General features: G+C 36.2%; 16 protein-coding genes and 2 tRNA genes. 9 read left to right on the top strand and 9 right to left on the bottom strand.

Going from position 1 to position 13,774, the window contains the following annotated elements; genetic code table 11:
• Positions 1-185: 185 nt before the first annotated feature.
• Together rseP and ABS768_RS09025 are read left to right on the top strand one after the other, a co-directional pair.
• Complete coding sequence (gene rseP / locus ABS768_RS09030; RefSeq protein WP_408074653.1) at positions 186-1,529, top strand: RIP metalloprotease RseP; 1,344 nt, start codon at positions 186-188, stop codon at positions 1,527-1,529.
• 162 nt (positions 1,530-1,691) lie between these two features.
• A tRNA-Asn gene (locus ABS768_RS09025) sits at positions 1,692-1,765 on the top strand.
• A 57-nt stretch (positions 1,766-1,822) separates the two neighbouring features.
• On the opposite strand, the gene ABS768_RS09020 is transcribed toward ABS768_RS09025, so the two are convergent.
• Positions 1,823-2,404 (bottom strand): uracil-DNA glycosylase family protein, encoded by a 582-nt coding sequence (locus ABS768_RS09020; RefSeq protein ID WP_408074652.1) that lies wholly within the window; start codon positions 2,402-2,404, stop codon positions 1,823-1,825.
• 106 nt (positions 2,405-2,510) lie between these two features.
• On the opposite strand from ABS768_RS09020, the gene ABS768_RS09015 reads away from it, so the two are divergent.
• From ABS768_RS09015 to ABS768_RS09000, 4 genes are all read left to right on the top strand, one after another.
• Positions 2,511-2,582: transfer RNA gene (locus tag ABS768_RS09015), tRNA-Arg, on the top strand.
• A 132-nt stretch (positions 2,583-2,714) separates the two neighbouring features.
• Positions 2,715-3,326 carry a hypothetical protein gene (locus ABS768_RS09010; protein ID WP_408074651.1) on the top strand — a complete coding sequence of 204 codons (612 nt, stop codon included), beginning with the start codon at positions 2,715-2,717 and terminating at the stop codon, positions 3,324-3,326.
• A 24-nt stretch (positions 3,327-3,350) separates the two neighbouring features.
• The gene (locus ABS768_RS09005) at positions 3,351-3,815 is read left to right on the top strand and encodes a hypothetical protein (protein WP_408074650.1); all 465 of its coding nucleotides are present in this window, start codon (positions 3,351-3,353) and stop codon (positions 3,813-3,815) included.
• 6 nt (positions 3,816-3,821) lie between these two features.
• A complete protein-coding gene (locus ABS768_RS09000) occupies positions 3,822-4,859 on the top strand; it encodes a hypothetical protein (RefSeq protein WP_408074649.1) in 1,038 nt (345 codons plus the stop codon).
• 13 nt (positions 4,860-4,872) lie between these two features.
• Here ABS768_RS09000 and ABS768_RS08995 read toward each other — a convergent pair whose 3' ends face one another.
• The 3 genes from ABS768_RS08995 to ABS768_RS08985 form a co-directional block, all read right to left on the bottom strand.
• Entirely contained in the window at positions 4,873-5,223 is a 351-nt protein-coding gene (locus tag ABS768_RS08995) for a hypothetical protein (RefSeq protein WP_408074648.1), read from the bottom strand.
• Between the two features lie 59 nt (positions 5,224-5,282).
• Entirely contained in the window at positions 5,283-6,335 is a 1,053-nt protein-coding gene (locus ABS768_RS08990) for a glycosyltransferase family 9 protein (protein WP_408074647.1), read from the bottom strand.
• A gap of 411 nt (positions 6,336-6,746) precedes the next feature.
• Complete coding sequence (locus ABS768_RS08985) at positions 6,747-7,238, bottom strand: DinB family protein (protein ID WP_408074646.1); 492 nt, start codon at positions 7,236-7,238, stop codon at positions 6,747-6,749.
• Between the two features lie 95 nt (positions 7,239-7,333).
• On the opposite strand from ABS768_RS08985, the gene ABS768_RS08980 reads away from it, so the two are divergent.
• Positions 7,334-7,798 (top strand): OsmC family protein, encoded by a 465-nt coding sequence (locus ABS768_RS08980; RefSeq protein WP_408074645.1) that lies wholly within the window; start codon positions 7,334-7,336, stop codon positions 7,796-7,798.
• Positions 7,799-8,001: 203 nt separating this feature from the next.
• Here the strand turns inward: ABS768_RS08980 and ABS768_RS08975 are convergent, their stop codons facing one another.
• The 4 genes from ABS768_RS08975 to ABS768_RS08960 form a co-directional block, all read right to left on the bottom strand.
• The gene (locus tag ABS768_RS08975) at positions 8,002-8,217 is read right to left on the bottom strand and encodes a hypothetical protein (RefSeq protein WP_408074644.1); all 216 of its coding nucleotides are present in this window, start codon (positions 8,215-8,217) and stop codon (positions 8,002-8,004) included.
• A 158-nt stretch (positions 8,218-8,375) separates the two neighbouring features.
• Entirely contained in the window at positions 8,376-8,663 is a 288-nt protein-coding gene (locus tag ABS768_RS08970) for a hypothetical protein (RefSeq protein WP_408074643.1), read from the bottom strand.
• Between the two features lie 98 nt (positions 8,664-8,761).
• The gene (locus ABS768_RS08965) at positions 8,762-9,355 is read right to left on the bottom strand and encodes a Crp/Fnr family transcriptional regulator (protein WP_408074642.1); all 594 of its coding nucleotides are present in this window, start codon (positions 9,353-9,355) and stop codon (positions 8,762-8,764) included.
• A 62-nt stretch (positions 9,356-9,417) separates the two neighbouring features.
• Positions 9,418-10,830 (bottom strand): dicarboxylate/amino acid:cation symporter, encoded by a 1,413-nt coding sequence (locus tag ABS768_RS08960; protein ID WP_408074641.1) that lies wholly within the window; start codon positions 10,828-10,830, stop codon positions 9,418-9,420.
• Between the two features lie 616 nt (positions 10,831-11,446).
• On the opposite strand from ABS768_RS08960, the gene ABS768_RS08955 reads away from it, so the two are divergent.
• Positions 11,447-12,928: a tetratricopeptide repeat protein gene (locus ABS768_RS08955; protein WP_408074640.1), complete on the top strand. Its 1,482-nt coding sequence runs from the start codon at positions 11,447-11,449 to the stop codon at positions 12,926-12,928.
• Here the strand turns inward: ABS768_RS08955 and ABS768_RS08950 are convergent.
• A complete protein-coding gene (locus ABS768_RS08950; RefSeq protein ID WP_408074639.1) occupies positions 12,925-13,143 on the bottom strand; it encodes a hypothetical protein in 219 nt (72 codons plus the stop codon). The two genes, ABS768_RS08955 and ABS768_RS08950, sit on opposite strands and share 4 nt — an antisense overlap.
• 176 nt (positions 13,144-13,319) lie before the next feature.
• Here ABS768_RS08950 and ABS768_RS08945 point away from each other — a divergent pair, with 176 nt between their 5' ends.
• Positions 13,320-13,730: a hypothetical protein gene (locus tag ABS768_RS08945; protein ID WP_408074637.1), complete on the top strand. Its 411-nt coding sequence runs from the start codon at positions 13,320-13,322 to the stop codon at positions 13,728-13,730.
• The last annotated feature ends 44 nt before the right edge of the window (positions 13,731-13,774 follow it).

Genomic DNA, 13,774 nt, shown 5'->3' with positions numbered 1-13,774 from the left:
TTTGCATTCATCCGGAGGTGTCGGATTTTATATTATCTGTAAAGTTACCTTACAAAAACCGAAGTTAAAACAGTATTTGGCATTATTAACAAACATTTAAATGGTTTATACAATAAAATTAAATGACCGATAGTAATCAGAAAACACTATTTTTGTGCGTTAACAGAGTTATCTAAAATTAAGAAATGGAAGTAGTAATAAAACTCTCTCAGTTTTTATTGAGTTTATCGTTATTAATTGTATTGCATGAGCTAGGGCACTTTATCCCTGCTAAATTGTTTAAGACCAAAGTTGAAAAGTTCTATCTTTTCTTTGATATAAAATATTCGCTATTCAAAAAGAAAATAGGGGAGACAGTTTACGGTATCGGGTGGCTGCCTTTAGGCGGTTATGTGAAAATTGCCGGAATGATAGATGAGACCATGGATAAAGAGCAGATGGCTGAACCGCCAAAGCCATGGGAGTTTCGTTCAAAGCCGGCATGGCAACGCCTTATTATTATGCTTGGGGGTGTAACGGTAAACTTTATTCTTGCCATCATTATATACATAGGTATGGCTTATGTATATGGTGAAACTTATATTGCTAACAGCGAGGTAAAAGACGGGGTTGCCGTTGTAAATCCGGTTGCGGAAGATTTAGGTTTTAAAGACGGAGATAAAATACTTAAACTTGACGGGAAAGAGGTTGAGAAGTTTAATGATGTTGCTTATGACGTGCTTTTTGCCAAAACAGTTACTATTGAGAGAAACGGTAATGTTCAGGATATTAATTTGCCAATTGACCTTATTGATAAACTGATGGATGGAGAAAAAGCTCCGTTAGTATCATTAAGATACCCGTTTGTTGTGGCTAAGCTTGATGATTCTTCTGTTAATAAGGATGTTTTAAAGAAAGGAGATGTTATTCTTTCTATTAACGGACAGGAAACAAAATATGCAGATGAGGTAGTTGCTATTGCAGAAAGCAATAAAGGAAAAACATTTGATGCGGTTGTTTTTAGGGATGAAAAAGAAGTACCGGTGAAAATAGGCTTTAATGAAGAAGGTAAACTTGGTGTCTTGAGGAGTTCTTTAAGCCTTAGTAACCTTGAAAAACTGGGGTATTATAAAATAAGTCAGGAAAAGTATGGTTTCTTTGAGTCGGTTCCTGCCGGTTTGAAAAGAAGCAAAGATGAGCTTAGTAAATACTTTACCCAACTTAAGGCTATATTTACGCCAAGCACGGGGGCTTACAAGGGTGTAGGAGGGTTTTATGCCATATTTGATATTTTTCCTAATACATGGAGCTGGGAAGCATTTTGGACTATTACCGCATTGTTATCAATTATGCTTGGGGTAATGAATTTATTACCTATCCCGGCACTTGATGGTGGGCATGTAATGTTTTTATTATATGAAATGATTACGGGCCGTAAACCGGGGGATAAATTCATGGAATATGCCCAAATTACTGGCTTTGTTATACTTATATCGCTTGTGTTACTGGTAAACGGTAATGATATTTTTAAGCTGATAATGGGCAAGTAAAATTTTTCAAATTTTTTTCATGAATTTGTTTGCGAAAATTAAAAATGGTTATATATTTGCACCGCAATAAAGGCAACAATATTAGCAAACACAAGTTCTTAGAAAGATTAAGTAATAGCTGAAGAAATTGAAAATACAGCACTACTTTTAAAATATACAGTTTCCTCCTTAGCTCAGTTGGTTAGAGCATCTGACTGTTAATCAGAGGGTCCTTGGTTCGAGCCCAAGAGGGGGAGCTACAAAAGCCAGTCATTAAGACTGGCTTTTTTGTTTTATAGCGGTTTCTATTTTCATTAATCGCTGCGTTGTATAACCTTTTGGGCTATTATTTGTAACTGCGGTACAATTTCCTGCTCAAACCAAGGGTTTTTCTTTTGCCATATCTTGTTTCTGGGTGAAGGATGTACCAAGGGTAGGTAATGTGGTAAAAACTCGCTGTAAGCCTTTACAGTATTGGTAAGAGTAGGCTTTATTTTATTGCCTAAATAGTACTTTTGGGCATATTGTCCTATTAGTAATATAAGCTTCGGGTTTTTTATTGCTTCCAGTAGTTTTTTATGCCACAACGGGGCACATTCGGGTCTTGGAGGTAAATCACCCGATTTTCCTTTGCCTGGATAGCAAAATCCCATTGGGATGAGGGCAAACAGCTCCGGATTGTAAAATTGTTCCTTAGTAACATTCAGCCATCTTCGCAATTCATTTCCACTTTGATCGTCCCATGGTATGCCTGAGTTTTGAACTTTAAGCCCCGGTGCCTGTCCAATAATAATTATTTTAGAATCAGCATGAGCCTGTACAATCGGTTTTGGCGGAAAGGGCAGGTGCTCTTTACATTGTGTGCAATGTTGTATTTGGGACAAAAGTTCGTTCATAGTTAATGGCTTTTAGCATAAAGTTAAAAAAATAACTATTGTATGCACGGGATGAATTTGTTTGGCTAACAACTAAAAACTTTCTATTTTTGCACCTCTAATATCAGGCCTCGTAGTTCAACGGATAGAATGGGAGTTTCCTAAACTTTTGATACAGGTTCGATTCCTGTCGAGGCTACAAAACCCGCTTATGTAAATAAGCGGGTTTTTTGTTTATATTAGTTGTTTTGCAAGGTAAATGTAACATACAGTATGTTCTTCGCTGTTGGAGAACTATATAAATCAATCAAAATTTTAAAATGAGATTATCATGAAAGCTATATGGTTTGTTCTTATTTTTATGCTATGCGGAAATTGCTATGCGCAGGAAGTTAATAAAGTAAGTGTTGATACTGTGAAGGTAAAAGGATATGTCGTTATTTACACTAATGAGAAAAATGATATGGGAGATACTTCATTTTGGTATTTTTTCGTAAAATTAAATGATATGGAAGAAGGCTTTAATACAGCCTTTAATAGAGGAAAAGAATTAGTGAGTTCGGGAGAATTTTTTTTTATTTCCCCACTAATCTCTGATGATATTAATAACTCCTTACTTAATAATATTATAAAGAACGATTTAAAAATTGATAATTTAAAATTACAGGACCCAAAAATTAATCCCAGAAAGTTTTATAATGATAATAATGTTGTTTATAATTTTAAGGGAACTAATAGATATTTTAAACTCTATTATGTAGATGGAATTTTTATAAAGATCAACTCTCCAAGAAAATTTAGGTTAATGTTTTCTACTCATTTTCAATTGAGGTATATGAGTGATTTAGTAGATTATTATAATCTTTATTTCCTCATTGATACAAGGGTTGTAGGTTATGATATTCATTGTAATGATCCTGATTTAATTTTACATAAAGGGTAACTATACAAACGAAATACAATTAAAATGGGAATATTCAACAAGTTATTAGGAGGTAAAAAGAAAAACAATTCTTTAAACACAAATCATCAGGAGCTTAGGCAAGAGTATAATGTAATGACGAATATTTCGTTATATACATCTCCCAAATATGAAAATAAGAAAATATATGAGTTTGTGGAAAACGGAATTTATCTCGATATGAATGATGAAGATGATACCGTTTACCGCATGTGTATTTCTTATAAATTGGAAGATACCGCCGATAATAATAACCAATATCCGTTAGAAGATATATTAGATAAGTATAGTTTATATGTGTCTGATTTTTTGGAGTCGGAAAACGATTTAAACTCTGTTGTCTTTAAGTTGGAGTTAGGTGGCGAGCTTGACGATATTAAAAAAGCTCAGGAGATATTGGGTAAAAAGGTCTATAATCAGGATGTTTTAGATAACGAAGGAGAAATAAGGGTTACTTTGGTAATTAAATAAACCGCTATGCACAAAACACAGTTATACCTATTCCTGTTTTTTACGCTGTTATCCTGTAAAGAGGAAAAAGAGTTACCCTGTAAAGAAGAGAAAGGGTTTACAATAAAAAGTGATACTATTGAACTGAATATAAAAGGGAGATCTATATATCCATTAAAATATAAGGGTATTTATTATTCTGATTTTATAGAGGTTAAAGATGAACCAACTTTTATCCCCAAAGGAACCTTTTGTGTTTTTAATAAAAAAGGTAAAATACTTAGTAAGGCTAAGCTTATTGGTTATGGCACATGGAACACCGGAATTTATGTTCAAAACGACAGTATAGTGTTTAAAGAAAAACCCCTTATGCCAGATGCTGTTTCATATTATTGGGATAAGAGTAAAGAGGCCTGGTTAAAAACCAAAGTTACAGATGACGGTGTTTTTGAGGATGATAACTTCTATGTGTATGCCTTGGATTATGGTGAGTGGGGTGCCGCAACCATATTTAAGGATAAAAAAACCGGAATTGAATATGATGCCAATATATTGCTTCCAAGAGTTTATAATGTAAACGGAGCGTACTATTTAGTAACCTATACTCAGGTTGTAAAAGTGACCGACCCCCGTAAGTTAAATAAAGTAAAAGAAGGTTTTTATTATAACAAAATAAAAAAAGACGGACTCAGGGTGTTTGACAATGGAGAGCTGGGAAGGTCATTGAAGGGAGTGGAAACCGTTTATAAATCAGGGGAAGAGGCTTATTATTATAATGATTTTCCTGAAGAGTATATTGCTCATGCTTTTGTTTACCATGATGAACTTTTCCTGATAATGGTAAAAGGTAATACAATGTATATAGCGAGGATAAATAATGGTACTTTAGAAAAGGTTAAGGAGTTTAAAGAAGGGATTGTTATTGGTCATAATAACCCATACAGAAACGCTTACCTTAATGAAGGGGTGGGGTTTTATTTAAAAGAAGGTGAAAATTTTAAAACAGGTATACTGGAAATTAAATGCAATACAATATATCTTCATTATATAAAAACGAAAGAATAGATATAAACAAATTCTACCATTCTCTCCATTCTTCCGTGATGTCTTCATCACGGGTATTATAGCCTTTTAAATGTCCGGCTATAATAATAATTTCAGCAATTTGTTCTCTCTCTTCGGTTTCAATAAGTTCTTCGTCACAGCTTGTGTTCAGCTTATTGAGTTTTAATACAACATTTTTTACAATAGTAATACCTTGATCCCTGTTCTCTGATTGAGATAAGTCGGCTAAAAAACTATTAAGTAATGTAATACAATTACTTACATCTTTCTTAGTATAACCAGTTTCTCCAGGTTCAATGAATGTTATCATTCCGGTTTCCAGACTCTCTAATAATGCCTTGATTTCTGGATTTCTGTTAAGCATATTGACTGTATTGTTTTTATTACTGCCGAAGCCGAATAGTTTACGTAGAAACATAAAAATTATGCTTTTAAGGCTTTATTTATACTTTCTATCCAGCTGTCCATAGTTGTATCGTTGGTATTTATGGATTCGCTGCCTTTATTGTAAGGCCCGTATGTAGCAGGGTTAGTATAGGAAAACAGCCCTATCGTTGGGACAAGCGAAGCCGCTGCCAAGTGCATCATGCCACTATCGGCACCTATAAACACCTCACAGGTTGCCATTACACCGCCTATTTCCCTTATTTCCTTACTGTAGTAGGTTGGGGCTTTAAAATCAATTTGCGATACATTCTCTACTGGCAGTATCTCAATAATATTGTAGTCATTGGCATATTCGGACTGCAGTCTCTCATAAAACGGATTCCACCATTCCGGTTTGTAGCATTTGTCTCCGGTGGCAAAAGTAAATATGGCAATGGTTTTTTTATCGTTCTTTACAATGTCTTTCACAATTTGCTTACCCTGTTCAAGCTCCTTGTCGCTTAGTCTAAGGTTTAACGGCGGTACTGGCTTATCGTTTTTCTCATAGCCCAGTTTGCTTAAAAAGTACCTAAAGTTATAAACCGGATACTTTGCCATATGGTTACTGTCAAGATACATTTCCTTTATCTTGTCACTAACATCTCCAAAGTGCTTGAACTTAGCAGTGGCAAATTTGGTAGACAGCCTTCCTGATGAAGAGGAGTTAACCACATTTATCACCATGTCATAGCGTTTCTTTTTAACCGAAAGCCATGCAAGCGAATAGTTAATGAGCTCCTTAAAAGGTTTGCCCGGCAGTTTTATAATACGGTCTACGTTACTGTAGTTTTCAAAAAGTATAGGTGCAAGTCCGCCTCTTACAAAAATATCAATCTTACAATCCGGAAAGGCCTCGTTTACTTCCTGTAAAAGCGGAGTTATAAGCAATAGGTTACCCAGTCTTTTGTTTGGACGTATAATCAGTATCCGTCTAATTTCAGGTTTTTCCTTTAGCTTAAAATCCTTCTCCAGATTTGTAACACCAATATTACGAGTAAGGCTACGCATTATATTTCTCCTTACAACATTTACTTTTTTTAGGCCACCCATGGTTATTCTAAGATTATATTCATTTGGTAAGGGCATAAATAGTTAAAAAAAATGAGAATACGTACACATTTATTTAATATTTATCCATTCTTAAGGATTGCATTATTAAAACACTATTTGATTAATGTTATAGACACTTAATAATAACAGGTTAAATTTAAAACAATCCGTTATAAAATTTCCTTATGATGCCATAAAGGGAATCACTGAAAAGCTATGTATAGCAGTGGTGTATACATTTATTTTTGTTGCATAAAATATTGACAAAATATATTAGTGTTATAAGGAAGCAAAGATATCATTGTCTTATTAAAAAGATGATGTTTAAATTGGGTATTTAAAACGAAAAGGGACACCATGTGGTATCCCTTTTTCTTTGTTGATTGATTTGATGATGATTGTACTCCGATATTAGAAACGTTCCCAAAAGAACGGAGGTGTAATGCCTAAGGCTCTTAAATAAACATATCCCTGTCCCCTGTGGTGTACTTCGTTGTCTATCCAGTAAAGCATTGAGGAGTAGATGGTGTTTTCATAAGTTCCGAATGATTTAATAGGCTGTTCAAAGTCCAGGCTAAGTAATTTTTCCCACTCCTGATCAATGTAAGCTGTGGTTTTATCCCAAAATTCCAATAACTGCTGTTTGGTGGTTATCGTTTTTTCGGTGGTGAAGTAAGGAAGCTCCTCTATGTTTCTCCATGTTCCTGTGGTTACCCCTTCCACACCATAATAGGCAATACTCACTACTTCAAGCATTATTTCGCCAAAAGTCCTCATGCCTCCTATACTGTAACTAAAAAGCTCTTCTTCCGGGAAAGCTTCAATAGCTTTTCTGGTAAGACTGCGGTGTCCTTTCCAGTGATTTAAAAACTGTTCTGCTGTTAGTACTGATACTGTTGTCATAACTGATGATTTTTTGATTATGAAGCAAAATTATTATGGGTTAGTGACAACCCTATGTCAGTAGTGAATTGAAAATTTAGTTTTAATTTAGGAGTATGAAAACACATCATTATTCTACACAATTGCGATGGACGGGAAACAAGGGGTTGGGTACAAAAAGTTACACTTCCTATACCCGTGATTATGCTATACAAACAGAAGGAAAACCGGTTATTTCAGGTTCGTCAGATCCGGCTTTTAGAGGAGACAGGTCCAGATATAACCCTGAGGAAATGCTTTTGGCTTCCCTTTCATCCTGCCATATGTTATGGTACCTGCACCTTTGTTCGGAAGCCGGAGTTATAGTAACAGATTATTATGACACTGCCAGTGGGGAAATGGAGGAAACCCCAAACGGATCGGGTAGATTTACAAAGGTTATATTGAGTCCCGTGGTTACGGTACAGGAAGCGAGTATGCTGGATAAGGCAAACGAGCTACATCAAAAAGCTAATGAGATGTGTTTTATTGCCAACTCCTGTAACTTCCCGGTGTTGCATGAGCCGGAAAGTAGAGTATAATGCTGTCTCAAAAATGTCATTCTGAATGTAACGTAGTGAAATGAAGAATCTCAAACAGAGTTGACACAGATTTTCCTTTCGTTAAAATGACAAAAAATAACTGGTAATCATTTTTGAGACAGCCTTGTTATTTTAAATAATAAAAAGATTAAGCAGCGCTATAGCGGTACTTACAGTTATAGTAGCAATAAGCATATTAAATACTACTTTAGGCTTTTGCTGAGCCAGTACGCTACCGTTAAACCCCATACAGAAAATGTTATAAAGAATAGCTGTACCATTTGTGCCAAACTGGTACCGTTTTGCAATACCAGCATCGCTGCTGCCGATCCCAAACAACTTTGAAATAGTATACCAAGGGTATTAAAACCGATGAATCCCCTTTTATAGTTTTCCAGATATTTTTGATATGTTTTCATGACTAAAACCTTTTAACGTTTGTTATACCAAAATTACTTTTGGAGTTGCTTTCGGTTTTATGACCTGAATCATAATCAAAAAATAAAGGGCTGCCTTTTTACAGGCAACCCTCTAACATTAAAACAAACGTTGTGTTAGGTTTTAGTATGGAAATTGATTAGAGTATAAAAACGTTTAGTAAGATGAGGGCAAGGTTTAGTATTACAGTAGTGATAAGCAGGTTAAACACTACTTTAGGTTTTTGCTGGGCCAAAACGCTTCCGTTAAATCCGGAACAGAATATGGTTATAAAAAACAGCTGAATCATTTGTGCCGGTGTATTACCGTTTTGAAGTACAAACATAGCAGCGATACCACCTAAACAGCTTTGGGCTAAAATGGCCAAAGTATTAAAGCCCATAAATCCTTTTGTGTAATTGTCTAGAAATTTATCATAAGTGTTCATACCAGTAATGTTTTAAATTTATAGTACAAATTTAAGGTGCTGATATCCTTTGTTTTATGATAAATATCATGTTCGGTAAATTATTATTACCGTATACTTTATCTAAATATTTTTCGCTCGTTAATATTTAACTCGCCCTGCTTTTCAAGTGATTTTATGGCTCTTATAACCGTTTCAACCCTTAGCCCGGTAAGGTCGGCTATCTGTTGGCGTGTTAGGGTAACTTTATATTGCCCTTCTTCGTTCTCATGAATAACGTTTTTGAAATAGTCTATAAGGGTTATTATACGGTGTTCTGCATCCTGAGAGGATATCTCTGAAGCCATTACGGCCTTATAGTACAGTCTTTGTGCAAAGTTAACCGTCATTGCTACATTGGTTTCGGGACGGGAGTGCAATAGTTTAAGAAAAGTTTCTTTAGGCAGCGCATAAAGGGAAGTATCGCTTGTGGCTACTGCTCCTGCGGGATAAGGCCTGTCTAGAAAAAGCGGAGGTTCCCCAAAACAGTTTCCGTCATTAAACAGTCCCTGTATGAATTCCTTACCTTCCTCATTATAGTTATTCATTTTAATTTCCCCGTTTATAATCTGGTAATAGTACTTAGGGAGATCCCCCTGACTAAAAATAGCTTCCCCTTTTTTAAAGCGCAGCTTACGGGCGCCAAACTCCAGTAGTATATCTTCTTCTATCATAGAATAGGTAGTAAGTATATAAATGTAATAAATAAAAAGCCGCACATTGTGCGGCTTTTTATTTATTTGTTATCGTCGTTATGACTTTCGTAAAGTTCGGTTTTAAATACCTCCTGAGCTTCAAGGGTAGGGTCAAACTCACCTTCCCATTTGGCAATTACTGCCGAAGCCAAACAGTTACCCACCACATTTATAGAAGTACGTGCCATATCCATAAGCTCATCAATACCCAGTATAATGAATATAGGCCATACAGGCAGGTTAAACGATGCTGCTGTACCCATAAGTATTACCAGTGATGCCCTAGGTATACCCGCAACACCTTTACTGGTTACCATTAGGGTAAATACCATAATAAGCTGTTCGCCAAAACTAAGGCCTATACCTGCAGCCTGTGCTACAAATATACTGGCCAGGGAGAGGTAAAGGGTTGTTCCGTCAAGGTTAAAACTGTAACCCATAGGCATTACAAACGAAACAATTTTACGCGGAACTCCTATGCTTTCCATCGCCTCCATTGCGCGTGGTAAAGCAGCCTCAGAACTTGTTGTGGCAAATGCGATGGAAACCGGCTCGCCAATTGCTTTTATAAATTGTTTAAGCGGTAATTTTATTATAAGTGCTATAGGTACAAATACAATTAGTACAAATACCAGTAGGGCTCCATATAGGGTTAACAAGAGTTTTAGTAGCGGAATAAGTACGCTGAGTCCCATGTGACCTACAGTGTATGCCATAGCTGCACCTACACCTATAGGCGCAAAGTACATTACTATATTGGTGAATTTAAACATTACCTCACTAAGGCTTTGGGTAAAGTCAACCATTACTTTGCGTTTCTTTTCCGGAACCATAATCAGGGCAATACCAAAAATCACACTAAATACCACTATTTGAAGTACTTCACCTTCGGCCATTGATTTTGCTATGTTTTCAGGAAAAATATGTAGTATTATTTCCTGCCATCCTTTAGGTTCGGCTGCCTGAATGGTTTCTGTTACGTCGGTTGGCTGAATAATACCTTCCCCGGCTTTAGTTATGTTTATTGCTGCTAAGCCTATAAATAGGGCTAATGTTGTAACAATTTCAAAGTACAGGAGTGATTTCCAGCCCATACGGCCTACCTGTTTTATATTACTGTGCCCCGCAATACCATAAACAAGGGTAGCAAAAATAAGCGGACCAACAATTGTTTTGATAAGCTTCAGGAAAATCTTGCTTAAAACCTGTAGTCCCTGTCCGGCTTCAGGCCATTGGTGTCCAACTGCTGCACCTATAACAAGACATACCAGTATCCATGTAGTAAGACTACGCTTTTTAATAGCAAAAAGTGTAAGTCCGAAAACCGATGCCCATATAAAGAATTGTGTAACCGCATGAGGTATTGCATCCGTAAAAAAATAGTTCACGGCAAACACAATTGAGGTTAGTGAAATTATAATAAAGGCAAAATAATTAATGTACTTTGAATTCATATGATGATTTTGTGCTGTAACGTTCTCTTAAATAGATAAAAAATTACATAATGATTATTAATGCGCGGTAAAAATAACTGAAAAATAACTTTTTTGCCTAATAAACCTCATTCTTTTCAATAAAAGAAACCATGAGGATGTTGTCAACACCTATGTCAACATAATTTTTTGTCACTTATATGGTACTTATTGTTACATTTGCATACCCAAAATTTACAACCAATCCCTATAGGATTTTTTGCGCTATTTTTTTAAGGATGAACTAGCTAAACTCGCACTTTCATAGTGGTAGTGATTACAGTGCGATGTTTTTTCAGACCTTACGGCTTGCCGTAAGGTCTTTTTATTTCCTATTTTTTCAAAGCCTTACTGATTTTGTTTTTATTTCTATTTCTAGATGTGTGAAGTATTCGTTTTTTGCTGCTTTTCTATACCCGAAAAAGTGTGACATTTTAAATAATCTGTTACTTACAAAGATGTAAAGTACTTTCGTCAGTAGATTTCATGGGTTTATGGTAAAAGAGACCAAAAAGCTCATTAGCAAATTGTTGACTTTTGATTTGATTAGTCGGTAATAAGATTTACATTTGACCCCAGCTATTAAAGAAAAGCATTTATGAAAAATTACGTTAGGGGAATACTACTCCTGATGCTCTTTTTTATTTCATGTAAACCAGACACCAGCAAAACCCCTGATTTACCCGACGAAGTTGTCAATAAAAGCATATCGTTAACCGATTTGGGTAACGATCAGTGGCGCATGGGTAATTATGAAGAAGCCCTGAAGTATTTTACCGAAGCCTATCAGCATGTTAAACAAACCGGCGATGAAGCACATATGGCCAACCTGCTTAATAGTTTAGGGTTAATATACTGGCGCCTTGAAAACAATGAGGCTGCAATGGAATGTTATAACGAGTCGGCACAACTGGCAAAAAAGCTTAATTTGCCTCAGCTGCTGGGTTTAACCTATACTAACAGGGCACTTATCTTAAAGGAGAAACGTATTTTTAATGAGGCGTTTGAGTTTAATAATAAGGCAATAGATATATTTAAGGAGCTAGATGATCATAGGGACTTAGCTCTAGCCTACAATAATCAGGGGCAGATATACCGCTACGGAGATCAGCTTGAAGCAGCCTTAAAATACTACAACATATCACTGCAAGAATGTCTTGATAATCATTACACCGAAGGTACGGCCACGGCTTACCAAAACATGGGAGTAGTATATGCCTTAAAAGGGAACAAAGCAAAAGCGTTTGAAAATGCCCGAAAATGCCTTAAGCTCAGCTTAGAGCTTAACAGCAAGGTACGTATAAGCGAAGCCTATATGGAACTATCCCGTAATCACGAACGTTTTAACAGGCCCGATTCGGCTTTGTATTATTACAAGAAATATTATGAAGGGCAGCGTGAAATACTGGAGTCCAATCAAAAGGAACAGTTGTTACGCTATCAGGCAGGGCTGGGGGTTGAGGTTAAAAACCTGAGAATTCAAAACCTGCAAAATGAAAAGAAAATTGCCAGAAACCGACTGTATTTTATAGGGTTTGGTGTATTTATAGTATTATTGCTTATCGCCTTTTTCGTTTACAGATACCTGTCCCAAATACGCTTTAAAAAGAGTCAGCTGGAATTGGATTTGTACAATTCCCAACGGATGATAGATGTAAAGGAAAGGGAGCTTAAAACCTATATACTGGACCTTTCTAAAAAGAATGCCATTATAAATGAATTGAAGGAAGAGAAAGAAAATGAGATTCTGATTGTTAACGAAGAGGTAAGCGAGGAGGAGGTAGCCCAACTGCTGGAACAAAAAATACTTACCGATGACGACTGGGATAAATTCAGGCTGCGTTTCAATTCCATTTACCCTGATTTCTTTTCTAGGATAAAAGACAGCCGGATAAATCTTACCGAAGCCGAGATACGCATTATGGTATTAATGCGCCTGGAGCTAAACGGAAAAGACATGGCAAGTATACTGGGCATTTCGCCACAAAGTGTGAGGGTGTGCAAAATGCGCCTTAAAAAGAAACTGCTCAGGGAAAATTATAAATCGGTTGAAGACTTCCTGCTGTACCTTATTAACTAACCCTCCAGTTCGGGGTGTTCCATAAGATAGTCCTGCAACATGGTTTCCAGTGTTTGGTAATATTTGGAAAGGCTGTTTGAGTCTACCTCGGGGTGTTCCAGTGCCGGAAGCGTTTCCTGTACCTCTCCCAAATAGTTTGACAACTGCGGATATTTCTCCTGAATGAGCACCGTTATCTTAAAAATTTTCTCGGTTATTTCTTTTTTTGTTTCCATAAGCGAGGGATTAAACTATAAAATTACTAAAAAATAAAGTCTTGTTTTTCAGTGTTTTGCAAAATTTTTTAAATAAAAATTATATGCACGCCTACTTTTAGGCACGGTTGTTGGCTTTGCAGTTACAAAACCGCGCTGTTTTTTTGTTTTGAGAAACAGCCCTAAACTCAATAATTATGAAGACACTTAGAATTTTACTCGTTGGACTATTTTTGATGATAGGAGCACTTGCAAAAGCCCAGGTATCTGTAAGTGTAAACATGAACATTGGTACTCCGACACCAGCGCCTGCAGTATGGGTACCGGCTACACATGTGGAAGCAAGGTATTATTATATGCCCGAAATTAATGTGTATTATGACATAAATGCAAGAAATTATCTATATGTAAGAAACGGGGCTTGGGTACGCACGGCTTATGTACCGGTAGCTTACAGAAACTATGATTTTCACCGTTGCCAGAAAGTGGTGGTAAAGAATTACTACGGAAGAACTCCTTACAATTACTATAAACCTTATAAAGTTAAAAAGGTTAAACATGCAAAACACTACCATAAACACCCTCGCAGAAGAGTAGCCAGATACTAATACATACACTACATACTTTATAAAATGAGAACCGGCATAAGCCG

Source organism: Flavobacterium rhizophilum (assembly GCF_046000485.1).
Taxonomy (GTDB): Bacteria; Bacteroidota; Bacteroidia; order Flavobacteriales; family Flavobacteriaceae; genus Flavobacterium; species Flavobacterium rhizophilum.
The sequence above is the reverse complement of the archived record's forward strand: the minus strand, read 5'-3'. Positions and strand labels throughout refer to the sequence as shown.